Origin of the sequence: Erwinia sp. PPS120, from assembly GCF_047918655.1 — a bacterium.
GTDB lineage: Bacteria > Pseudomonadota > Gammaproteobacteria > Enterobacterales > Enterobacteriaceae > Erwinia > Erwinia tasmaniensis_A.
On sequence record NZ_JBLREF010000008.1, the window covers coordinates 92562 to 115404 of the forward strand.

Sequence of the window (22843 nt, forward strand, 5' to 3'; positions counted from 1 at the left end):
TATTCAGCACTCTAAATGAAGGAGTTGGAGATGAAATTTCGGAAGCTTGGGCTATGCCTTGCACTTTCTGGCCTTGCAGTTGGGATGACCCACGCAGCAGATGCACCTCAAACCAGCACTCTGGAAAAAATTGCCAAAAATGGCGTAGTGGTTGTCGGCCACCGCGAATCGTCGGTACCTTTCTCTTACTATGATAACCAGCAGAAAGTCATCGGTTATTCACAGGACTACTCGGATGCAATCGTTGCGGCGATCAAAGCCAAACTGAATAAACCGGATTTACAGGTGAAAATGCTACCTATCACCTCGCAGAACCGTATCCCCCTGCTGCAAAACGGCACCTACGATTTTGAGTGTGGATCAACCACCAACAACGCAGAGCGCCAGCAGCAGGCCGCTTTCTCCGATACCATCTTTGTTATCGGCACCCGACTGCTGGTGAAAAAAGGCAGCCCGATTAAAGACTTCTCCGATCTTAAAGGGAAGACCGTGGTGGTCACCTCCGGGACCACCTCTGAAATTCTGCTGAATAAGCTTAATGACGACAAAAAAATGGGTATGCGCATTATCAGCGCCAAAGATCACGGTGACTCCTTCCGTACGCTTGAAAGCGGCCGTGCGGTGGCCTTTATGATGGATGACGCCCTGCTGGCCGGTGAGCGAGCCAAGGCAAAAAAACCGGATAACTGGGAAATCGTGGGTACACCTCAGTCTAAAGAGGCCTATGGCTGCATGCTGCGTAAGGGTGATAGCGATTTCAAAAAGCTGATGGATGACACTATCGCGAAAGCCCAGACGTCCGGCGAGGCAGAAAAGTGGTTTGGTAAGTGGTTCAGCCAGCCTATTCCGCCTAAAAACCTCAATATGAACTTTAGCCTGTCGGATGATATGAAAGCGACATTCAAAACGCCAAACGACAAGGTTCTGAACTAATAATGAAAATAAGGGCGTTCATCTTCGCCCTCTGATTGTTGAATTCAGGCCCGGACAGACAACAGCCTGACCGGTCGTGACCCTAACGGCCGTACCAGGCGAAGAGTGTAACGTGGTCGTTCCCCACGGCGCACTGAAAGAGCCTCTCATCAATCTTCAGGGTAGCCTCGCTACCCTTTTTTTAACGGAGCCATTTATGTCAATCGACTGGAACTGGGGAATTTTTCTGCAACAGGCCCCATTCGGTAATACCACCTATCTGGGATGGCTGTGGTCCGGCTTTCAGGTCACCATTGCCGTCTCAATCTGCGCATGGATAATTGCTTTCCTGGTCGGCTCGCTGTTTGGCATTTTGCGAACCGTGCCCAATCGCCTGCTTTCTTCCCTCGGCACCTGCTACGTGGAGCTGTTTCGTAACGTTCCGCTGATCGTACAGTTCTTCATCTGGTATCTGGTGGTGCCGGAACTGCTGCCTGAAAGTATCGGCATGTGGTTTAAATCGGAGCTCAATCCCAATATTCAGTTTTTCAGTTGCTCAGTCATCTGCCTGGGCCTGTTTACCGCCGCCCGCGTTTGCGAACAGGTGCGGGCCGCTATCCTGTCACTCCCGAGCGGACAGAAAAATGCCGGGCTGGCAATGGGGTTAACGCTTCCACAAACCTATCGCTACGTTCTGCTGCCTAATGCCTATCGGGTTATTGTGCCGCCGATGACTTCAGAAATGCTTAATCTGGTCAAGAACTCCGCTATCGCCTCTACCATCGGGCTGGTCGATATGGCCGCGCAGGCGGGCAAGCTGCTGGATTACTCCGCACATGCCTATGAATCTTTTACCGCTATCACTGTGGCCTATATCGCTATCAACCTGGTGGTGATGCTGCTTATGAGCCTGGTTGAGCGCAAAGTGCGGCTCCCCGGCGGCATGGGAGGCAAATAATGTACGAATTTGACTGGAGCACCATCGTTCCTAACCTGCCTTATCTGGCAAAAGGTCTGGTCATCACGCTGAAAATCACCGTGACGGCCATTGTTTTTGGCATTATCTGGGGGACGCTGCTGGCGATTATGCGTCTGTCCAGCATCAAAGCCGTCAGCTGGTTTGCGAAACTTTATGTCAATCTGTTCCGTTCGGTGCCGCTGGTTATGGTGCTGCTATGGTTCTATTTGGTGGTCCCCAGCTTTCTGCAACAGGTACTGGGCATCTCGCCAAAAACCGATATCCGTCTTATCTCCGCGATGGTGGCCTTTTCACTATTTGAGGCAGCCTACTATTCGGAAATTATTCGCGCCGGGATTATCAGTATCGCGGGCGGACAGGGGAAAGCCGCGCTGGCGCTGGGGATGACGCCGTGGCAGTCAATGAAACTGATAATACTGCCGCAGGCCTTTCGCGCCATGATCCCACTGCTGCTTACCCAGGGGATTGTGCTGTTCCAGGATACCTCCCTGGTCTACGTGCTTAGTCTGGCGGACTTCTTCAGAACCGCAGATACCATTGGCATTAACAACGGTACGGAGATTGAAATGGTGCTGTTTGCCGGTGCGGTCTATTTCGTTATCAGCCTTAGCGCCTCATTACTGGTCAGCTACTTAAAGAAAAAAAGGACAGTTTAGATGATTACCCTGAAAAACGTTTCTAAGTGGTATGGTCACTTTCAGGTGCTGACCGACTGCTCTACCGAAGTAAAAAAAGGCGAAGTTGTGGTCGTGTGCGGCCCGTCAGGATCGGGTAAGTCCACGCTGATCAAAACGGTCAACGGGCTGGAGCCCGTGCAAAAAGGCAATATTGAAGTCAACGGCACCGCTGTTAACGACAGGCGTACCAACCTGGCACAGCTGCGTTCTCACGTCGGCATGGTATTCCAGCATTTCGAGCTATTTCCTCATCTGACGATTATCGAAAATCTGACAATTGCTCAGGTAAAAGTGCTGAAACGTAACAAAGACGAAGCGCGGGAGAAAGGGCTTAAGCTGCTGGCCCGCGTTGGCCTTTCGGCCCATGCCAACAAGCATCCAGGCCAGCTATCAGGCGGTCAGCAGCAGCGCGTAGCCATTGCCCGCGCGCTCTGTATGGATCCCATCGCCATGCTTTTTGATGAGCCAACGTCGGCGCTGGACCCCGAGATGATCAACGAAGTGCTGGACGTAATGGTAGAGCTGGCTAATGAGGGGATGACCATGATGGTGGTCACGCACGAAATGGGCTTTGCGCGGAAGGTGGCTAACCGGGTTATCTTTATGGATGAGGGGAAAATCGTGGAGGATTCTCTAAAGGACGATTTCTTTAATAACCCTCAGTCCGAACGCGCCAGAGACTTCCTGGCGAAAATCCTGCACTAATGTGGCTTTGGCTTAAGCCTGCACCACTTAAGCTTTTGCCTAAACCTGCAAGACTGTAGCTTCGGCCTGAGCCGGAGCTACAGTCGCTTTCGCTAAAACCTGAACCTGCGTAGCTTCGGTTAAACCTTAGCTCGCAGCCTGACGAAGATCGAAAGGGCAACACCCGTCGCTTCCAGGCAATCAGGGCTCAAAGGGTTCGCGATTAAACCGGTCATGGCCGCATTCCGGGCAGCGGGTAAGCGCTTCTGGCGTGTAGATCGCCCGGGTAAAGTGGCACTGCTCACAGACCAGATTCCCCAGTCCGACAACTTCACCGCTTTGATAAACGCCGTGATGGTTAAGGTCCTGAAAAACCTCGCGCCATTCGAGCTGGCTTTTATCGGTAATGTCTGCCAGCTCCTTCCAGACGCTTTCACGGATCACCCGCATAAAAACGCTGTCGCCGCTGTCGCGCTTATTTTCGGTATAGCTACGGGCAAACTCCTGCAGATCGCGGCGCACCGCCCGGGTCACGTCGTCAATCTGTGCGGGAGTCAGCTCCCCTCTGCTGACCATCCGCTGCCTGCCGCTTTCAACCAGCGCATCAATATTATGCTCACCCTGATTAATTCTTTCGGTCAGCGAAGCGACCAGTTCATGGTAATACTGAGCAACCTTGTTCATTTTCTCTCCTGAACGTTCCAACGCGTTTCGCTTTAAAGTCTAGCCTGAAACCAGAAATTGCGCGTAGAAGTCCTCTACCGACAGCAAAATTTGCCTGCCGTCTTCCAGCTTACAGAGAAATGCCGCCCGGGCGGGTAGTTACTATTGTTGCGCTGGTTGCTTATCAGCTATGCTATGCCGATCTAAACGAAATCATAAAGTTTACAAAGGACCACTGGCTGCCATGCAAGAGCAATACCGCCCGGAAGAGATAGAATCCCATGTTCAACAGCACTGGGATGAGAAGCAAACGTTCAGCGTTACCGAAGATACAGGTAAAGAGAAGTACTACTGCCTCTCCATGCTGCCCTATCCTTCTGGTCGCCTGCATATGGGCCACGTGCGCAACTACACCATCGGTGACGTGATCTCGCGTTACCAGCGCATGTTGGGTAAAAACGTGTTACAGCCTATCGGTTGGGACGCTTTCGGCCTGCCCGCTGAAGGCGCGGCGGTCAAAAACAAGACGGCTCCCGCCCCCTGGACCTACGAAAATATCGATTATATGAAGAAGCAGCTTAAGCTGCTGGGCTTTGGCTATGACTGGAATCGCGAACTGGCGACCTGTCAGCCGGAGTACTATCGCTGGGAGCAGTGGTTCTTCACCAAACTCTACGAGAAGGGTCTGGTTTATAAAAAAACCTCAGCGGTTAACTGGTGTCCGAACGACCAGACCGTGCTGGCTAACGAGCAGGTTATTGATGGCTGCTGCTGGCGCTGCGACAGCAAGGTTGAGCGTAAAGAGATCCCGCAGTGGTTCGTGAAAATTACGGCTTATGCCGATGAACTGCTGAACGATCTGGATACGCTGGAGAGCTGGCCTGAGCAGGTCAAAACCATGCAGCGTAACTGGATTGGTCGCTCTGAAGGCGTCGAAATCGCTTTCCGGGTCGAAAACAGCAGCGAGACGCTGCGGGTTTACACCACCCGCCCGGACACCTTTATGGGCGTCACCTATCTGGCCGTTGCTGCGGGTCATCCGCTGGCAGCTCAGGCGGCAGCCTCCAACCCTGCCCTGGCAGACTTCATCGCTGAATGCCGCAACACTAAAGTTGCCGAGGCCGATATGGCCACGATGGAGAAAAAAGGCATGCCGACCGGCCTGTACGCCCAGCACCCGCTGACCGGTGAAACAGTACCGGTATGGGCGGCTAACTTCGTGCTGATGGAATACGGTACTGGTGCGGTGATGGCCGTTCCTGCCCACGACCAGCGTGACTGGGAGTTTGCCACCAAATATGCCCTGTCGATCAAACCGGTTATCCTGAACGCCGATGGTAATGAACCGGACGTGAGCTCTGCGGCCATGACCGAGAAAGGCACCCTGTTCAATTCTGGTGAATTCAACGGGTTATCTTCTGAGGAAGGCTTTAATGCCATTGCTAACAATCTGGTCGCGAAGGGCGTTGGCGAGCGCAAAGTAAACTATCGCCTGCGCGACTGGGGCGTATCACGCCAGCGCTACTGGGGGGCGCCAATCCCGATGGTGACGCTGGAAGACGGCACCGTAATGCCGACGCCTGAAGATCAGCTGCCGGTTATTCTGCCGGAAGACGTGCTGATGGACGGCATCACCAGCCCGATTAAAGCGGACCCGGAATGGGCGAAAACCACCGTTAACGGGCAGCCCGCGCTGCGTGAAACCGATACCTTCGACACCTTTATGGAGTCGTCGTGGTACTACGCCCGCTACACCTGTCCGGATTACGATAAAGGCATGCTGGACCCGGCGGCAGCAAACTACTGGCTTCCGGTGGACCAGTACGTTGGCGGCATCGAGCATGCGATTATGCACCTGCTCTACTTCCGCTTTTTCCACAAGCTGCTGCGCGACGCGGGTCTGGTTACGTCCGATGAGCCAGCCAAACGCCTGCTGTGTCAGGGCATGGTGCTGGCCGATGCCTTCTATTACACCGGCGAAAATGGCGAGCGCAACTGGGTGTCACCGGTTGAGGTTACCCTCCAGCGCGATGAGAAAGGCCGCATTACCGAGGCAACCGACAGTACTGGCCGCGAGCTGACCTACTCGGGCATGAGTAAAATGTCCAAGTCGAAGAACAACGGTATCGATCCGCAGGTGATGGTTGAGCGCTACGGCGCAGATACCGTCCGTCTGTTTATGATGTTTGCTTCTCCGGCCGACATGACGCTGGAATGGCAGGAGTCCGGCGTTGAAGGCGCCAACCGCTTTATGAAGCGCGTGTGGAAGCTGGTCTTTGAGCATAAGGAAAAAGGCGCATGCGCGGATCTTGATATCGCCAGCCTCAATGATGAACAGAAAGCGCTGCGTCGCGATCTTCACAAAACTATTGCTAAGGTATCCGACGATATTGGCCGCCGTCAGACCTTTAACACCGCGATTGCGGCGGTAATGGAGCTGATGAACAAGCTGCTGCGCGCCCCACAGGAGAGCGAGCAGGACCGTGCCCTGATGCAGGAAGCGTTGATGGCCGTTGTTCGTATGCTTTATCCTTTCACCCCGCACGCCAGCTTCGTCCTGTGGCAGGCGCTGGGTGGCGCTGGCGAGATAGATAACGCCCCGTGGCCGCAGGCGGATGAGGCGGCGATGGTCGAAGATTCTCTGCTGGTGGTCGTTCAGGTTAATGGTAAAGTACGTGGCAAAATCACCGTTCCGGCTGATGCTACGCAGGAACAGGTTCAGGCGCGAGCCGCGCAGGAGCATCTGGTCGCCAAATATCTTGATGGCGTCTCCATTCGTAAAGTGATTTACGTACCGGGCAAGCTGCTTAACCTGGTCGTGGGTTGATGTCAGGAGGAATTGTGCGAAATCCAGTAATGTCATTGTTAGTTGGCCTGGCGGTGTTGATCACCGCAGGCTGCGGCTATCATCTGCGCGGGACCACCTCGGTCCCACCGGAGATGAAAACCATGATCGTCGACACCGGAGACCCCTACGGTCCGCTGGCACGCGCCGTGCGCGAGCAGCTCCGTCTGAACAACGTGACCATCCTTGAAAAACCCGGCCTGCGTAAAGACGTTCCGTCACTGCGCCTGCAGGGGGAAACTCAGGGACGTGATACCGCCTCGATCTTCCAGGATGGTAAAACTGCCGAATATTCACTGATGATGACGGTCAATGCTCAGGTTCTGATCCCAAATAAAGGGATCTATCCAATCAGCGCAACGGTCTATCGTTCTTTCTTCGATAACCCGCTGGCGGCACTGGCTAAAGACTCAGAGCAGAACATTATCATCACCGAAATGCGGACTCAGGCGGCCCAGCAGCTGGTGCGTAAGCTGTTAACCGTTCATGCGGCGGAAAACGACAGCGCGATTGATACGCTGAACGCCTCCCCTTCCGCAATCGATCAGATGTCCCCACGTTCTGTCCTGCCTGACAGCTCTCTGGCGAAATGATCAGGATTTATCCTGAACAGCTTAGCGCGCAGCTTCACGAAGGGCTGCGCGCCTGCTACATTCTCACCGGCAGTGAACCCCTGCTGCTCCAGGAGTCCCAGGACGCGATACGCGCTGCGGCTCAGCAGCAGGATTTCACCGAACATTTTAGCGTAACTCTTGATGCCCAAACCGACTGGGACACTATCTTCTCTACCTGTCAGGCCCTGAGCCTCTTTGCCAGCCGCCAGACACTGCTTCTCACCCTGCCAGAAAACGGACCCAATGCGGCTATTGGCGAACAGCTGGTCACGCTGTCTACGCTTCTTCATGCCGACATTCTGCTGATCCTGCGTGCGGCAAAGCTGACCAAGGCCCAGGAGAATAGCGCCTGGTATAAAGCCCTGAGCGCCCAAGCCGTTGTGGTGCCCTGCCAGACCCCGGAGCAGGCGCAGCTCCCCCGCTGGGTGGCAGCCCGGGCAAAAAGCCTTAAGCTGACGCTGGATGATGCGGCAACGCAGCTGCTTTGCTACTGCTACGAAGGTAATCTGCTGGCGCTGGTTCAGGCGCTGGAGCGGCTGTCGCTGCTGTGGCCGGATGGTAAGCTGACCCTGCCCAGGGTTGAGGAAGCGGTTAATGACTCCGCACACTTTACGCCTTTCCACTGGGTGGATGCGCTCCTGGCGGGCAAGAACAAACGCGCCCGGCACATTCTCAGGCAGATGCAGGCGGAAGAAAGCGAGCCGGTCATTCTGCTGCGTACCGTCCAGCGGGAGCTGATGACGCTGCTGAACCTGCAGCGTCAGATGGCGGGCACGCCCCTGCGCACGCTATTCGATCAGCTTCGCGTCTGGCAAAACCGACGGGCGCTGTATAGCGAAGCGCTACAGAGACTTTCCACCCGCCAGCTCGCTCAGGCTTTCAGCCTGCTGACGCGTATTGAGCTGACGCTTAAACAGGATTATGGGCAGGATATCTGGCCCGATCTGGAAACACTGTCGCTGCTGCTGTGCAGTCGCACTTTCCCCGAGCATTTTTGCGATGTCTGATAATCAGGAGCTACATGCTCTCTTTGGCGGGACATTCGATCCCATCCATTTCGGCCATCTGAAACCGGTTGAGGCACTGGCGGCCATGACCGGCCTGAGTAAAATTACGCTACTGCCCAATAACGTGCCGCCGCACCGGCCTCAGCCCGAAGCCACCCCGGCTCAGCGGGTCGCGATGGTCAGGCTGGCGATTGCCGGTAATCCGCTTTTTGATCTGGACCTGCGCGAAATGGAGCGTGAAACGCCCTCCTGGACGTTTGAAACGCTTACCGCACTGCGCCAGACGCGTGGAGAAAAGCAGCCGCTTGCGTTTATTATTGGGCAGGATTCACTGCTAAGCTTACACAAGTGGCATCGCTGGCAGGATTTGCTCTCCCTGACCCATCTGCTGGTGCTTAAACGCCCGGGTTATAATAACCAGCTTGAAACACCTGAGCTGCAACAGTGGCTCTCCAAACACCTGACCGCCGATCCCCGGCAGCTGCACGCGTCTCCGGCGGGGAAGATTTATCTGGCCTCCACGCCGCTGCTGGCGATTTCTGCGACGGAAATCCGCACCCGGCGTCATCATAACCAGCCGTGCGACGGTCTTCTTCCCGCAGCCGTACTGGCATTTATCAATGACGCGGGTTTATATCGCAACCCCTAAGCTCATGGTATACTTCGCCGCTAAATTTTCCGGATCCACCGGAAAAAACACTGTCAGGCTTAAAACCCAAGGGGGAACCTTTTGCAAGGTCAAGCACTCCAAGACTTCGTCATTGATAAGATCGACGATTTGAAAGGCCAGGATATTGTTTCTGTTAATGTTCAGGGCAAATCCAGCATCACCGACTGCATGATTATCTGCACCGGCACCTCAACGCGCCACGTCGCCTCCATTGCCGATCATGTGGTACAGGAAAGCCGTGCCGCTGGCCTGAAGCCGCTCGGCGTCGATGGTAAAGCGACCGCCGACTGGGTCGTTGTCGATCTTGGTGACGTTATTGTGCACGTTATGCAGGAAGAGAGCCGACTCCTTTACGAACTCGAAAAGCTCTGGAGCTAAGACGTGAAGCTGCAGCTTGTCGCCGTCGGCACGAAAATGCCCGACTGGGTGCAAAGCGGATTTATGGAATATCTCCGTCGCTTCCCGAAAGATATGCCGCTGGAGCTTGTTGAAGTTCCGGCAGGCAAGCGCGGCAAAAATGCTGATATCAGACGCATCCTCGATAAAGAGGGTGAGCTGATGCTGGCAGCGATGGGGAAAGGAAATCGAGTCGTCACGCTGGATATTCCTGGTCAGCCGTGGGAAACCCCCCACCTGGCCACGCAGCTGGAGCGCTGGAAGCAGGATGGCCGGGATGTCAGCCTGTTGATCGGCGGGCCGGAAGGGCTGTCTCCCGCCTGCAAAGCGGCGGCGGAACAGAGTTGGTCACTCTCCGCGCTTACCCTGCCCCATCCACTGGTTCGCGTGCTGGTGGCTGAGAGCCTGTATCGTGCATGGAGCATTACTGCGAATCATCCTTATCACCGCGAATAGGCGATAGGATCAACCGGATACACTAAAACAGCGGATGAAACTACAACGCAACTCTTTTCGTGACTACACCGCCGAACAGACGCTGTTTGTCCGCCGGGCGGTGACCGCTTTTTTAGGCATTTTACTGCTTTCCGGCGTACTGGTGGTCAACCTGTATCACCTGCAAATTATCCGCTACGGTGACTACAGTACCCGTTCAAACAATAACCGCATCAAGCTGGTGCCGGTCGCGCCCAGCCGTGGGATTATTTTCGATCGCAATGGCATTCCTCTGGCACTGAACCGAACCATTTATCAGATTGAGCTGGTGCCGGAAAAGGTGGAAGATCTTGAAAAAACCCTTCAGGCCCTCCGGCCCATTGTCGATCTGAGCGATGAAGATCTGATTGCCTTTCAAGCGGAGCGCAAACGCTCACGCCGTTTTACCTCTATTCCGGTTAAAACCGCCCTGAACGATGTTCAGGTTGCCCGTTTTGCCGTCAATCAGTACGCGTTTCCCGGCGTGGAAGTCAAAGGCTATCAGCGCCGCTACTACCCCTATAATTCCGCGCTGACCCACGTGTTGGGATACGTATCCAAAATCAACGATCGCGACGTTGAGCGCCTGGATAAGGCGGGAAAATGGCCTAACTATGCCGCGACCCACGACATCGGCAAGCTGGGGATCGAGCGCTATTATGAAGAGATGCTGCACGGTAAAACCGGTTATGAAGAGGTTGAAGTTAACAACCGTGGCCGGGTTATCCGCCAGCTCCATGAACAGCCTCCTCAGGCGGGCCAGGACATTTACCTGACCATCGACCTTAAGCTGCAGCAGTATATCGAAACCCTGCTGGCGGGCAGTCGTGCAGCGGTGGTCGTCACCGATCCCCGCAGCGGAGACATTCTCGCGCTGGTGTCGATGCCCAGCTACGACCCTAATCTGTTTGTGGATGGCATCAGCAGTAAGGATTACAACATGCTGCTCAACGATCCCAACCGTCCGCTGATTAACCGTACCACGCAGGGAGCCTATCCTCCCGCCTCAACGGTAAAACCTTACATAGCCGTGTCCGCACTGACCAGCGGAGTGATTAACAGAAATACCAGCCTGTTCGATCCGGGTTGGTGGCAGCTCCCCGGCTCTGAGAAGCGCTTTCGCGACTGGAAGCACTGGGGGCATGGGCGACTGAATGTCACCAAGTCCCTTGAGGAGTCGGCAGATACCTTTTTCTATCAGGTCGCCTACGATATGGGCATCGATCGCCTGTCGGAATGGATGAACAAATTTGGCTACGGACAGCTGACCGGTATCGATCTGGTGGAAGAGACGCCGGGCAATATGCCTACCCGCGAATGGAAAATGAAGCGGTTTAAAAAACCCTGGTATCAGGGCGACACCATTCCGGTGGGCATTGGTCAGGGCTACTGGACCGCGACGCCGGTTCAGATGAATAAAGCTATGATGACGCTGATTAACGACGGTGTGGTGAAAACGCCTCATCTGATGATGGCGAACGTCGTCGACAACGTCAAAGTCCCCTATCGACAGCCTGAGGCAGCACCTATTGCGGATATTCATTCCGGCTATTGGGAGATTGCGAAAGATGGAATGTACGGCGTGGCTAACCGCCCTAACGGCACCGCGCGTAAAAGCTTTCAGGATGCGCCCTATAAAATCGCCGCGAAGTCTGGTACCGCCCAGGTCTATGGCCTGAAGGCGAATGAAACCTATAATGCGCATCGGATCGCCGAGCATCTGCGCGATCATAAGCTGATGACCGCCTTTGCCCCTTACGATAATCCTCGCGTGGCGGTGACAATGATTCTGGAAAACGGCGGGGCTGGCCCTGCGGTTGGCACCATCATGCGCCAGATTCTGGACCACATCATGCTTGGCGACAACAATACCAATCTGCCCGATGCGGCGCCCGTCCCGTCGGGCTATGAAGGTGAGTGACATGAACGATCGTCATCAGAAACGTACTTTCTGGACCAGAATACACGTCGATCCGACATTCTTTATTCTGATTTCAGCCCTGCTGGTTTACAGCGCTCTGGTTATCTGGAGCGCCAGCGGCCAGGATCCCGGTATGATGGAGCGCAAAATTGGCCAAATCGCCATGGGCTTTGTCATGATGATGGTTATGGCGCAGATCCCGCCCCGGGTGTATGAAGGGTGGGCACCCTATCTCTATATTCTCTGCGTGGTGCTGCTGATTGCCGTTGATGCGTTTGGTCATATCAGTAAAGGTGCTCAACGCTGGCTTGACCTGGGAATTGTGCGTTTCCAACCTTCGGAGATAGCAAAAATTGCCGTGCCGCTGATGGTGGCGCGCTTTATTAATCGCGACGTTTGCCCCCCTACGCTTAAAAACACCGCCATTGCACTTGTGCTGATCTTTATGCCCACGCTGCTGGTAGCCGCACAGCCGGACCTGGGAACCGCGATTCTGATCGCCGCCTCAGGCCTGTTTGTGCTGTTTCTGTCAGGCATGAGCTGGAAACTGATCCTTGTGGCGATCCTGTTAGTGGCGGCCTTTGTCCCTATTCTGTGGTTCTTTCTGATGCATGACTATCAGCGGGATCGCGTAATGATGCTGCTGGACCCGGAAAGCGATCCGCTGGGCGCGGGCTATCATATTATTCAGTCGAAGATTGCCATTGGCTCCGGCGGCCTGCGCGGTAAAGGGTGGCTGCACGGCACCCAGTCCCAGCTGGAGTTTCTGCCCGAACGGCATACCGATTTTATTTTTGCCGTACTGGCTGAAGAGCTAGGATTAGTCGGCGTGCTGGTATTGCTGGTACTCTACGTGCTGCTAATTATGCGCGGCCTGGTCATGGCGGCCCGCGCCCAGACGACTTTCGGACGGGTAATGGCGGGCGGGCTGATGCTGATCTTCTTTGTCTATGTTTTTGTTAATATTGGTATGGTGAGCGGCATTTTGCCGGTGGTAGGCGTTCCGCTTCCGCTGGTAAGCTACGGCGGCTCGGCACTGATTGTCCTGATGGCCGGGTTTGGGATTATTATGTCAATCCACACCCATCGAAAACTGTTGTCGAAAAGCGTTTAAAGAGGCTTGGAAAATGCGTAAGGATTGGCTTTGGATTGGCCTGGCGTCAGCCCTGCTGGCAGCCTGTACCACCACCGACCAGCAGGCACCGGTGCAGCAACATGCACCTGCTTACAGCGGCCCGGTGGTCGAAATTAGCGGCGCAGATCCGCATTACGAACCGATTAATCCTGCAACCAGTCAGGATTATACGGTCAACGGAAAAACCTGGCGCATTATTAAGGACCCGTCGAATTTCAGTGAAACCGGGCTTGCCAGCGCCTATGGCAGTGAGGCCAGCGGTAACCGTACCGCAACGGGTGAGGAGTTTGATGCTAACGCGCTGACCGCCGCTCACCCCACTCTGCCGCTCCCCAGCTATGTTCGCGTCACTAACCTGGCGAATGGCCGGATGATTGTGGTGCGCGTTAACGATCGTGGTCCCTACATTCCAGGGCGCATCATTGATCTGTCGCAGGCGGCGGGCGATCGTCTGAATATTTCTAACAATACCCGCGTCAGGGTGGACTACATTGCCGTGGCACCGGACGGCTCGCTTTCCGGCCCTGGCACCATCGGTACAACGGTGGCAAAACAGAGTTACGCGCTGCCACCGCGTCCGGATATTGGCGGCGGTATGACGGTAATGGGCGCTGGCACAGCGGCCAGCACGGCGTCAGCGCAGCCTGCAATTCAGCAGCAGGATGTCCAACAATCTGGGTCTCAGCAGACCCCGGCGGCGGCTGCTGATACCCAGCAATCTGGATATCAGCAGCCCGCGGTACAGCAGACTGAATCTCATCCGGTCGATAACAGCAGCCTGAACAGTGATGAGAGCCTGGGTGCGCCGGTGCGCAGCAATGGCTTCCTTGGCGCACCTCAGCCCCTGCGGAACGGCGTACTCGAAGGCAGTGAAACCGCCGCAGTTGCGCAAGGCCCGGCCACCACAGCCCCCGCGTCTTCGCATAGCGCCGTGTCGTCGGCGTCCTCTCCGGCTGCCCCACAGGCAGCTGCTCCGGCCATCGCGTCCGTGGCTAACGGCGGCAACTGGGTGGTTCAGGTCGGTGCACTCAGCGATAGCGCGCGCGCGCAACAGTTGAAAAACACCCTCAGCAGGAAGTTCGGCGTCCCGGGTACCGTCAGCAATCAGGGTAAGGTTTACCGGGTCCAGCTGGGGCATTTCAGTTCACGCCAGCAGGCCAGCGACCTGCAACGCAGGTTGTTAAGCGAAGCGCAGCAGCAATCATTTATTACCGTCGCCCACTAACAAAACCTGAAGCTGTTTGGCAGGCGTATGGCGGCTAACGGACCGATTAAATCCGTTAGCCGTCAGCAGGTAAAGACGGATGCCGGGCAGGACTGATTTTGCTATAGTGAGTCACTTTTTATAACTTAGCCCATGGATGTTGTAGTCCTTAATATGAACAATCTAACCTCCTACCACCTGATCAAGCGCCTGACGGCGGGTTCGCTGATTGCACTCAGCCTGACCTCCTTTGCTCACGCAGACGACGTGAATATTAAGACCATGATCCCCGGCGTACCTGATATCGACGCTGAAGCTTATGTGCTTATCGACTACAACTCGGGCAAGGTACTGGCAGAAAAAAATGCCGATGCACGTCGCGACCCAGCCAGCCTGACAAAAATGATGACCAGCTATGTTATTGGTCAGGCAGTTAAAGCCGGCAAAATCCATCAGGACGACATCGTTACCGTCGGTAAAGATGCCTGGGCAACCGGTAACCCGGTGTTTAAAGGCTCCTCACTGATGTTCCTTAAGCCAGGCGACCGCGTACCGGTTTCCCAGCTTACCCGCGGTATTGTGCTCCAGTCAGGCAACGATGCCTGTGTGGCAATGGCGGACTACGTTGCCGGCAGCCAGGATGCCTTTGTTGGCCTGATGAATAACTATGTGAAAGCCATCGGTCTGCAAAATACCCACTTCCAGACCGTACACGGACTGGATGCCGACGGACAATACAGCTCGGCTCGCGACATGGCGCTTATTGGCCAGGCGCTGATCCGGGACGTCCCGGATGAATACGCGGTTTATAAAGAGAAAGAGTTCACCTTTAACAATATTCGTCAGACTAACCGCAACGGTCTGCTGTGGGATACCAGCCTGCAGGTCGATGGGATTAAAACCGGACATACCGAGGCGGCGGGCTACAACCTTGTTGCTTCCGCTACCGAAGGCCAGATGCGTCTGATCTCTGCGGTAATGGGCGGTCACACCTACAAAGGTCGTGAAACCGAAAGTAAAAAGCTGCTGACGTGGGGTTTCCGCTTCTTTGAAACCGTTGCGCCGCTGAAGGCGGGTAAAGAGTTTGCTTCTGAGCCTGTGTGGTTTGGTAACAGCGACCGTGTCCAGCTGGGCGTGGAAAAAGATGTTTATCTGACCATCCCGCGTGGGCGTATGAAGGACCTTAAGGCGAGCTACACGTTAAGTAACACCGAGCTGCATGCGCCGCTGACTAAAAACCAGGTCGTTGGCACCATCAACTTTCAGTTGGATGGCAAAACCGTTGAGCAGCATCCCCTGGTGGTGCTGAATGATATGCCGGAAGGTGGCTTCCTCGGTCGTATCGTCGATTATATTAAACTGATGTTCCATCACTGGTTTGGCTAATCGCCCCGGGCAGGCCACTCCGGCCTGCCTTATGCACTGACATATTCCCCCTTGATTTCGACCCGAAAGCCCCCCATATTTGATCAATGTTCAGGTTCCCGCTCAGGCGGGAACCTTTGATTTTGCGTTACCGGAGCCCCCAATGAAAACCAACCTTAAAGAACTGCTCGAATTCCCTACGCCTTTTACCTATAAAGTCATGGGCCTGGCGCAGCCAGAGCTGGTTGATCAGGTCGTGGAAGTGGTTCAGCGTCATGCGCCAGGCGACTACTCCCCCGACGTTAAGCCCAGCAGCAAAGGCAATTATCACTCCGTTTCTATCACCATTAATGCGACCCACATTGAGCAGGTAGAAACGCTTTATGATGAACTGGGCCAGATTGAAATTGTTCGCATGGTGCTGTAATCCCGCCAGACTGTGGTGGGTAACTGGTTGTTACTCACCGCAAACGCTATACTCCCCTGCTAAATATTGAACGGACCACACGTTTTGTCACCAGATACGCTGCTTATTCGCCAGCTGGGTCTCCAGCCGTGGGAGCCTGTTTCACAGGCCATGCATACCTTTACCGATCGGCGCGACGACGCGACGCCCGATGAAATCTGGCTGGTTGAGCATCCTCCGGTGTTCACGCAGGGGCAGGCGGGCAAGGCAGAGCATCTGCTCATGACCGGGGATATTCCTGTCGTCCAGAGCGATCGCGGCGGTCAGGTAACCTATCACGGTCCCGGACAGCAGGTGATGTACGTGATGGTGGATCTTAAACGCAGAAAAATCGGCGTGCGGCAGCTGGTAACGGCCATTGAGCAAACGGTAATTGACACCCTTGCCCACTTTGCCCTCACCGCTTGTGCAAGGCCCGATGCACCAGGCGTTTACGTGGATGACAAAAAGATCTGCTCGCTGGGACTACGCATCCGTAAAGGGTGCTCGTTCCACGGTCTTGCGCTAAATGTCGCCATGGATCTCTCGCCTTTTCTGCGCATCAATCCCTGCGGCTATGCCGGTCTGGAAATGACGCAGCTTAGCGCGCTTAAGGCAGGCGTCGGGACCGCCGCGGTTAGCCGACTGCTGACTGAACATTTCGCCAGGCAGCTGGCGTGCTCAGAGGTTATCTGGCTGGAAGGCGACAGCCTGCCGGTGACCTAAGCGCGGGTTAATTTACAATTCCGTCACATTTAATGCGTCAGGCTGGCTGAAAAACGGCGGGCGGAATGATATAATTTTTGCGCTTTTATCAAAAAAAGTTGAGCCTCACCCCTGGCCTTCAGGAAACAGCCCCGCTGAGGGTCTGAAGGATAATGGTTAAACAACTCATTAAGTGTTATGCGCACCCGGCGCATGCCAACCTGGAACCTGCTAGATTATGAGTAAACCCATTCAGATGGAACGCGGCGTTAAATATCGCGACGCAGACAAAATGGCGCTGATCCCGGTAAAGACCGTCGTCACCGAGCGTACGGAAATTTTACGTAAGCCGGAATGGATGAAGATCAAGCTCCCCGCGGACTCCAGCCGCATCCAGGGTATCAAAGCCGCCATGCGGAAAAATGGCCTGCACTCCGTCTGTGAAGAGGCTTCCTGCCCTAATCTGGCAGAATGCTTTAATCACGGTACCGCCACCTTTATGATCCTCGGCGCTATCTGCACCCGCCGCTGCCCCTTCTGTGATGTCGCCCACGGCCGCCCCGTTGCTCCTGATATGAATGAGCCGGAAAAGCTGGCACAGACTATCGCAGATATGGCGCTGCGCTACGTGGTCATCACCTCGGTGGACCGTGACGATCTGCGTGACGGCGGCGCTCAGCACTTTGCCGACTGCATAAGCGCAATCCGGGCTAAAAATCCCACCATCAAAATTGAAACGCTGGTGCCTGATTTCAGGGGCCGGATGGATCGCGCGCTGGAAATCCTTAACGCCACGCCGCCGGACGTCTTTAATCACAATCTGGAAAACGTGCCGCGCGTCTACCGCCAGGTCCGCCCCGGTGCAAACTACGACTGGTCGCTTAAGCTACTGGAACGTTTTAAAGAGGCTCACCCTGAACTGCCGACCAAGTCAGGTCTGATGGTCGGACTGGGTGAAACCAATGCAGAAATTATTGAGGTGATGCGCGATCTGCGACGTCACGGCGTGACCATGCTGACGCTCGGCCAGTATCTCCAGCCCAGCCGCCATCATCTGCCGGTTCAGCGCTACGTCAGCCCGGCGGAATTTGATGAAATGAAAGAGGCCGCGATGGACATGGGCTTCACCCACGCTGCCTGCGGTCCCTTTGTGCGCTCGTCGTACCATGCCGATATGCAGGCAAAAGGGCTGGAAGTGAAATAGCCTGACGGGCGGTCAGGGCTGCCTGCTTGTCATATTTGTTTACATACATGCAACACAAACAAAAAACGGATGACACAGTCATCCGTTTTTTTATTCACCCAACGGCGATTAATCTTTGTGAATAACCTGCTCTGCGGGTTTTTCTTCGGCAACCGGCGCTTTTTTCGCGGAAGAATCGTCGTCACTCATGGCTTTTTTGAAGCCTTTGATCGCCGACCCCAGATCGCCACCGAGAGAACGCAACTTATTGGTTCCGAACAATAATACGATCAGAGCACCGATGATCAGCAGCTTCGCAATACTGATACCTTCCATACACACCTTCTTTTCTAATCTGACCCGTGTTACGGCCAATAACGAATAACGTGTATTAACGCGCAGAACGCCGGTCAATACAACCGCAATCTGTAACAGAGTAATATCTGCGCAGACTGACCGCTAAATGATATCAGATAAAACGGCTGAGAAAAGTCTGGAAACGGGGATGCTGCGGATTGACCAGTACCTCCCCGGGCGGCCCCTGCTCAACCACCACGCCACCGTCCATAAAGACCACCCTGTCTGCGGCTTCGCGGGCGAAGCCTATCTCATGCGTCACCACGATCATTGTCAGTCCCTGGTCGGCCAGATTACGCATGATTGCCAGCACTTCGCCCACCAGTTCAGGATCCAGTGCCGAAGTAGGTTCATCAAACAGCATCAGCTCAGGACGAATTGCCAGCGCTCTGGCAATAGCAACGCGCTGCTGCTGGCCGCCGGAAAGGTTTCCCGGCCAGGCATCCGCTTTGTCACTCAACCCTACCGTTGCCAGCAGCTCTTTAGCATAGCGCGTAGCCTCTTCCCGCGGCACCTTGTGTACCCCAATCGGGGCTTCAATGATATTTTGCAAAACGGTCATATGCGGGTACAGGTTGAACTGCTGAAACACCATGCCAATTTTCTGCCGCTGTCGGGCGATTTTACGCGGCGGCAGGCGCTGCAGCCGTCCTTTTTTCAGGACATAGCCGGGCTGGCTGTCGCTCACCATAATCGAACCGGCATTTAGCTCTTCCAGATGGTTGATACAGCGTAAAAAGGTCGATTTCCCCGAGCCGGATGGCCCGAGGATCACCACTACCTCACCCGACATCACATCCAAATCCACCCCTTTGAGCACTTCATTGTCGCCATAGCTTTTCTGCACGTTTCGCGCCCGCACCAGCGGCTGAACCTCGTTCACAAATCCTCCTTATGCATAAAGGGACGGTTGACCATCGGGGCGGCTTTGCTGTCCGCTGCGGGTAATCGCCGACGCGTTGCCGACAGCGTACGTCGGACGCCGCGTGAGTAGTAGCGCTCGATCGCCGACTGTCCGACATTCAGTACCGAGGTAATGAGCAGATACCAGATAACGGCCACCATCAGCATCGGGATAACGTCGAAGGTACGGTTATAGATTGACTGAACGGAGTAGAGCAGATCGCCCATCGCAATCACGCTCACCAGCGAGGTCGCCTTGATCATACTGATTAGCTGATTACCCGTAGGGGGAATAATTGACCGCATGGCCTGAGGAATAATGATCCGGCGCAGCGCACGCGCGCGGCTCATGCCAAAAGCCTGCGTGGTTTCCACCTGCCCGCTGTCGACCGATTGCAGGCCCGCGCGAATTATCTCCGCCATATAGGCCGCTTCATTCAGCGCCAGCCCTGCTACCGCCGCCGTCAGGGGAGTGATCAGATCGTTGGTATTCCAGCTGGCCAGCACTGGTCCACCGAAGGGAATACCCAGGGTAACCGTCGGGAAAAGCGTCGACATGTTGTACCAGAAGATCAGCTGTACCAGCAGGGGCGTACCGCGAAAAAACCAGATATATAATCCGGCCAGCCCGCTCAGCAGACGGTTATTCGTCAGCCGCGCCACCGCCAGCAGCAATCCCAGCAGGGTGCCCAGGATCATGGAGACGACCGTCAGCCCCAGCGTCACCTGTAAGCCCTTTAGCACCGAGCCTTCGATAAACCATTTGCTCACCACATTCCATTCAAAATTGGAGTTAGTGGCGACCAGCCACAGAACGTTGGCGGCTATCGCCAGTACCACTACCCAGCTGACCAGCCGACCATAGCGTGGGGCGCTGCGGGCACAGGCTACATCGCGCTGCTGTACGTCAGCCCATTCGACAGCGCCTGGCTCAGTGCCGTCCGGGGTCACGGTACTCTGCCCTGCCCCAGGGCGCGGATTGCTGCTGCCTGGCGTCATTTGGCTGCCCCTTTCGCCAGGTTAATGCCCGGGGCAGTCAGCGCGTTCCCCTCAAGCTTCCACTTTTTCATAATGGCGGCATAGGTGCCGTTAGCGAAAAGTTTCTGATACCCCTCAAGCACCACTTTGCCAAGCGCGGCGTCTTTCGGCACCACGGTGCCCTGGAAAATATCGCCGAAGCCATTTTTCCTGCCCTGGCCGGTCAGCTCAAGCTGTCCGTTCGCCTGGTCAACAAACCATACCAGCGGTGCCTGCGAAGAGAAAAAGGCATCCGAACGCTTAGAGCGCACCGCCAGAATCGACGAGGGCTGATCGGCGAATGATTGAATAATCACCGCCGGTTTACCCGCTGCGGTACAGGCTTCAGACTGCCGGCGGATAACCTGCTCCGCCGAGCCGCCCGCCATCACCGCAATTCGCTTACCGCAGGTACTGTCGAGACCGTTAATTTGCGACGGGTTGCCCTTCTGTACGGCGAACACCACAAACTCCTGCACAAAGTCGATGAAATCGTTTTTCTGCTGGCGCTCCGGATAATCCCCTATTGGTCCAATCGCCAGCTGATAGCGGCCTGATTTGATGCCCGCCAGTACTCCCGACAGCCCGCTGACGGTGGCATGCTCAATTTTGATACCCAGCAGCTGCGCCAGCGCCTCAGTCAGATCGGCTGATGCGCCGCTCATCGAAGCGGGCCCTTCTACAATTTCATAGGGCGGAAACGAGCCATTATTCACCGACATCATTCTGCCTGCCTTTTTGATCTCAGGCGGCAGACGATCGTGCAGCGCCCGGTCTACCTTTTGTACCGGAATGGCATCTGCGGCCTGTGCCAGGCTAACGGATAAGCCCAGAGCCAGAGCCAGCGCAAGTTTTTTCATTATTCGTTTCTCCGGTGTCTTAATGGTGGATAGCCTGCCTCGTTCTTTATCTCAGGGTTGGATCAGTTCTGGACGATCAAAACGGCGATTCTCAAGTACCGGCAATACGCTGCGCGCGTGGGCGATACGCGCCGTATCCAGCACGGCAAAAACCAGTGTCGGCGCTTCTGCGGCTTTCACTATCGACACGCCAAGCGGATCGACCACCAGGCTGTTGCCGATATTGCGGGGGCCACACTCACCCACGGCTACCAGATAGCAGGTATTTTCCAGTGCACGGGCAGTCACCAGCACCTCCCAGTGCATTTCCTTCAGCGGACCTTTAACCCAGGCGGCAGGTAGCACCAGTACATCGGCCCCATCGAGCACCAGGCGGCGAGCCAGCTCGGGAAAGCGCACGTCGTAACAGGTCATCAGACCAACTTTCATTCCCGCCACGTCCACCAGCGGAGGCACGGTCAGGCCAGCAGAAACATTGCGTGATTCCTGCATGGCGAAGGCATCGTAAAGATGCAGCTTGTCATAGCGGGCGATAATTTCCCCATTGCGAATAGCGATCAAAACATTCAGTGCCTTACCTTCGCCCGCGGGCACATGTACGGTCATCATGGTGGTGAGCGTATTTCCACGACTGGCGGCATATATTTCGCTAAGGAAAGGGCCATCCAGCGGCTGGGCGGCCTTTAGCACCAGATCCGGGTCAGCAATATCCCGTGCCAGTACGCCCTCGGGCAGCACCAGTAAATCGGCTCCCCCTGCTTCAGCCTTCGTCATCAGATCGGTGCAAATCGCGGCGTTTTCCTGCCATTCGCGGCTAACCGCAAACTGTCCTAATGCAACTTTCATTTCAGTGCTCCTCTGGTTACTGCCGGAAATAGCATGGCGGGCGTCAGGCAGGGGGGGGTAATGCCCTGTTCGAAAAGTTCTTTGCAAAACGCAGCAATCATCTCTTTGTTAGCGTCAAAACCGTTGTCATTCCAGCTGGCCGGCAGATCCTGCGCGGTACGTCGCAAATCATCGAGCAGCCAGGGGGTGGTATCCGCATATTTCTCACGTTTTGCCTGCCACATTCTGGCCGATTGATCGATCAGCTCACTCAGCTCCGTCACGATATCAGGGTGAGCACTGGCGATCTCGTGTTTGAAGGCCAGCAGGTGATGGCCTGGGATATAACTCACCCGATCAAAATATTCGCGTTCGGCCTGGCGAAAATCAGTCTGCAACTGCCGCAGGCCCGACCCTTTCAGGAAGAATCCCTGCGGCATAAAGGGGGTAAATATCGCATCCAGTTCCCCTGCTCTCAGCAGTTCAATCAGCGGGCGCTCCCCCGGCGCGGTTTCAATGCGTCCCGGACGACCAAACCCCGCGAGCCGATCCTCTACAGGATGGTCTGCCGTTAAGCGACCGGCAAACCAGTAAGCGCTATCGATATCAACGCCGGCCTCACGCAGCAGCGCCCGGGTCCAGGTATTGCCTGAATCCTGCCAGCCGGTGACGCCTATCTTTTTCCCTTTTAGCTGATCCAGGGAGACCAGCGGGCTGTGTTCGGTCGTAATGATGCAGCGCTGACGAAAGCCGCGCATCAGAAAATGGGGCAGCGCCAGCACCGGGTCTTCTCCCCTGGCCCTGCTCTGAGCATAGCGGCTGAAGGATATCTCAGCCGCCTCATAGTCGCGGCTGTTCGCCAGATCGCCCACCAGCGTAGCCACGCGGTGAACCTCAAGCGTAAAGCCCTGCGGCTTAATATCGCCCAGGGCCAGCGGCGTAAAGTAGTCCCAGTCGCGTACTGCCAGTCTGATGGTCGTCATGACATTCTCTCTTTATCGG

General features: G+C 55.4%; 24 protein-coding genes. 17 read left to right on the forward strand and 7 right to left on the reverse strand.

Annotated features, from left to right (window positions below; genetic code table 11):
• Positions 1–30: 30 nt before the first annotated feature.
• The 4 genes from ACLRGG_RS05245 (at position 31) to ACLRGG_RS05260 (ending at position 3273) form a co-directional block, all read left to right on the forward strand.
• Positions 31–933: an amino acid ABC transporter substrate-binding protein gene (locus ACLRGG_RS05245; RefSeq protein ID WP_416248742.1), complete on the forward strand. Its 903-nt coding sequence runs from the start codon at positions 31–33 to the stop codon at positions 931–933.
• A 196-nt stretch (positions 934–1129) separates the two neighbouring features.
• The gene (locus tag ACLRGG_RS05250; RefSeq protein ID WP_416248743.1) at positions 1130–1870 is read left to right on the forward strand and encodes an amino acid ABC transporter permease; all 741 of its coding nucleotides are present in this window, start codon (positions 1130–1132) and stop codon (positions 1868–1870) included.
• Positions 1870–2547 (forward strand): glutamate/aspartate ABC transporter permease GltK, encoded by a 678-nt coding sequence (gltK, locus tag ACLRGG_RS05255; protein WP_067705535.1) that lies wholly within the window; start codon positions 1870–1872, stop codon positions 2545–2547. The genes ACLRGG_RS05250 and gltK overlap by 1 nt, the downstream gene beginning before the upstream one ends.
• Positions 2548–3273, forward strand: a complete 726-nt coding sequence (locus ACLRGG_RS05260) for an amino acid ABC transporter ATP-binding protein (protein WP_416248744.1) — start codon at positions 2548–2550, stop codon at positions 3271–3273.
• A 180-nt stretch (positions 3274–3453) separates the two neighbouring features.
• Here the strand turns inward: ACLRGG_RS05260 and ACLRGG_RS05265 are convergent, their stop codons facing one another.
• Positions 3454–3936, reverse strand: a complete 483-nt coding sequence (locus ACLRGG_RS05265) for a zinc ribbon-containing protein (RefSeq protein WP_416248745.1) — start codon at positions 3934–3936, stop codon at positions 3454–3456.
• 223 nt (positions 3937–4159) lie between these two features.
• Between ACLRGG_RS05265 and leuS the strand changes: the two genes are divergently transcribed.
• From leuS to lipA, 13 genes are all read left to right on the forward strand, one after another.
• Complete coding sequence (gene leuS / locus ACLRGG_RS05270) at positions 4160–6742, forward strand: leucine--tRNA ligase (RefSeq protein WP_416248746.1); 2583 nt, start codon at positions 4160–4162, stop codon at positions 6740–6742.
• Positions 6743–6756: 14 nt separating this feature from the next.
• Positions 6757–7353, forward strand: coding sequence for an LPS assembly lipoprotein LptE (lptE, locus tag ACLRGG_RS05275; protein WP_345831144.1), 597 nt, complete (start codon positions 6757–6759; stop codon positions 7351–7353).
• On the forward strand, positions 7350–8381 hold the full coding sequence (gene holA / locus ACLRGG_RS05280) for a DNA polymerase III subunit delta (protein ID WP_416248747.1): 1032 nt from the start codon (positions 7350–7352) through the stop codon (positions 8379–8381). The genes lptE and holA overlap by 4 nt, the downstream gene beginning before the upstream one ends.
• Positions 8374–9030, forward strand: a complete 657-nt coding sequence (gene nadD / locus ACLRGG_RS05285; protein WP_416248748.1) for a nicotinate-nucleotide adenylyltransferase — start codon at positions 8374–8376, stop codon at positions 9028–9030. The genes holA and nadD overlap by 8 nt, the downstream gene beginning before the upstream one ends.
• Positions 9031–9111: 81 nt before the next feature.
• Positions 9112–9429 (forward strand): ribosome silencing factor, encoded by a 318-nt coding sequence (gene rsfS, locus ACLRGG_RS05290; RefSeq protein ID WP_067705523.1) that lies wholly within the window; start codon positions 9112–9114, stop codon positions 9427–9429.
• A 3-nt stretch (positions 9430–9432) separates the two neighbouring features.
• On the forward strand, positions 9433–9903 hold the full coding sequence (rlmH, locus tag ACLRGG_RS05295) for a 23S rRNA (pseudouridine(1915)-N(3))-methyltransferase RlmH (protein WP_416248749.1): 471 nt from the start codon (positions 9433–9435) through the stop codon (positions 9901–9903).
• 34 nt (positions 9904–9937) lie between these two features.
• A complete protein-coding gene (gene mrdA / locus ACLRGG_RS05300) occupies positions 9938–11842 on the forward strand; it encodes a peptidoglycan DD-transpeptidase MrdA (RefSeq protein WP_416248750.1) in 1905 nt (634 codons plus the stop codon).
• 1 nt (position 11843) lies between these two features.
• Positions 11844–12956, forward strand: a complete 1113-nt coding sequence (gene mrdB / locus ACLRGG_RS05305; protein ID WP_416248751.1) for a peptidoglycan glycosyltransferase MrdB — start codon at positions 11844–11846, stop codon at positions 12954–12956.
• Positions 12957–12969: 13 nt separating this feature from the next.
• On the forward strand, positions 12970–14202 hold the full coding sequence (gene rlpA / locus ACLRGG_RS05310; RefSeq protein WP_416248752.1) for an endolytic peptidoglycan transglycosylase RlpA: 1233 nt from the start codon (positions 12970–12972) through the stop codon (positions 14200–14202).
• Between the two features lie 153 nt (positions 14203–14355).
• Positions 14356–15567 (forward strand): D-alanyl-D-alanine carboxypeptidase DacA, encoded by a 1212-nt coding sequence (gene dacA / locus ACLRGG_RS05315; protein WP_067705512.1) that lies wholly within the window; start codon positions 14356–14358, stop codon positions 15565–15567.
• 142 nt (positions 15568–15709) lie between these two features.
• Entirely contained in the window at positions 15710–15973 is a 264-nt protein-coding gene (ybeD, locus tag ACLRGG_RS05320; RefSeq protein WP_067705510.1) for a DUF493 family protein YbeD, read from the forward strand.
• 84 nt (positions 15974–16057) lie between these two features.
• Positions 16058–16717, forward strand: a complete 660-nt coding sequence (gene lipB / locus ACLRGG_RS05325) for a lipoyl(octanoyl) transferase LipB (protein ID WP_416248753.1) — start codon at positions 16058–16060, stop codon at positions 16715–16717.
• 217 nt (positions 16718–16934) lie between these two features.
• Positions 16935–17900, forward strand: a complete 966-nt coding sequence (lipA, locus tag ACLRGG_RS05330) for a lipoyl synthase (RefSeq protein WP_416248754.1) — start codon at positions 16935–16937, stop codon at positions 17898–17900.
• A 108-nt stretch (positions 17901–18008) separates the two neighbouring features.
• Here the strand turns inward: lipA and tatE are convergent, their stop codons facing one another.
• The 6 genes from tatE to ACLRGG_RS05360 form a co-directional block, all read right to left on the reverse strand.
• Positions 18009–18215 (reverse strand): twin-arginine translocase subunit TatE, encoded by a 207-nt coding sequence (tatE, locus tag ACLRGG_RS05335; RefSeq protein WP_067705504.1) that lies wholly within the window; start codon positions 18213–18215, stop codon positions 18009–18011.
• A gap of 133 nt (positions 18216–18348) precedes the next feature.
• Positions 18349–19119 carry an amino acid ABC transporter ATP-binding protein gene (locus ACLRGG_RS05340; RefSeq protein ID WP_416248755.1) on the reverse strand — a complete coding sequence of 257 codons (771 nt, stop codon included), beginning with the start codon at positions 19117–19119 and terminating at the stop codon, positions 18349–18351.
• Positions 19116–20138: an amino acid ABC transporter permease gene (locus ACLRGG_RS05345; RefSeq protein ID WP_416248756.1), complete on the reverse strand. Its 1023-nt coding sequence runs from the start codon at positions 20136–20138 to the stop codon at positions 19116–19118. The genes ACLRGG_RS05340 and ACLRGG_RS05345 overlap by 4 nt, the downstream gene beginning before the upstream one ends.
• Positions 20135–21016, reverse strand: coding sequence for an ABC transporter substrate-binding protein (locus tag ACLRGG_RS05350; protein WP_416248757.1), 882 nt, complete (start codon positions 21014–21016; stop codon positions 20135–20137). The genes ACLRGG_RS05345 and ACLRGG_RS05350 overlap by 4 nt, the downstream gene beginning before the upstream one ends.
• A gap of 51 nt (positions 21017–21067) precedes the next feature.
• Entirely contained in the window at positions 21068–21862 is a 795-nt protein-coding gene (locus tag ACLRGG_RS05355; protein WP_416248758.1) for a deaminated glutathione amidase, read from the reverse strand.
• The gene (locus ACLRGG_RS05360; RefSeq protein WP_416248759.1) at positions 21859–22824 is read right to left on the reverse strand and encodes a substrate-binding domain-containing protein; all 966 of its coding nucleotides are present in this window, start codon (positions 22822–22824) and stop codon (positions 21859–21861) included. Before ACLRGG_RS05360 ends, ACLRGG_RS05355 begins: the two co-directional genes overlap by 4 nt.
• Between the last annotated feature and the right edge of the window lie 19 nt (positions 22825–22843).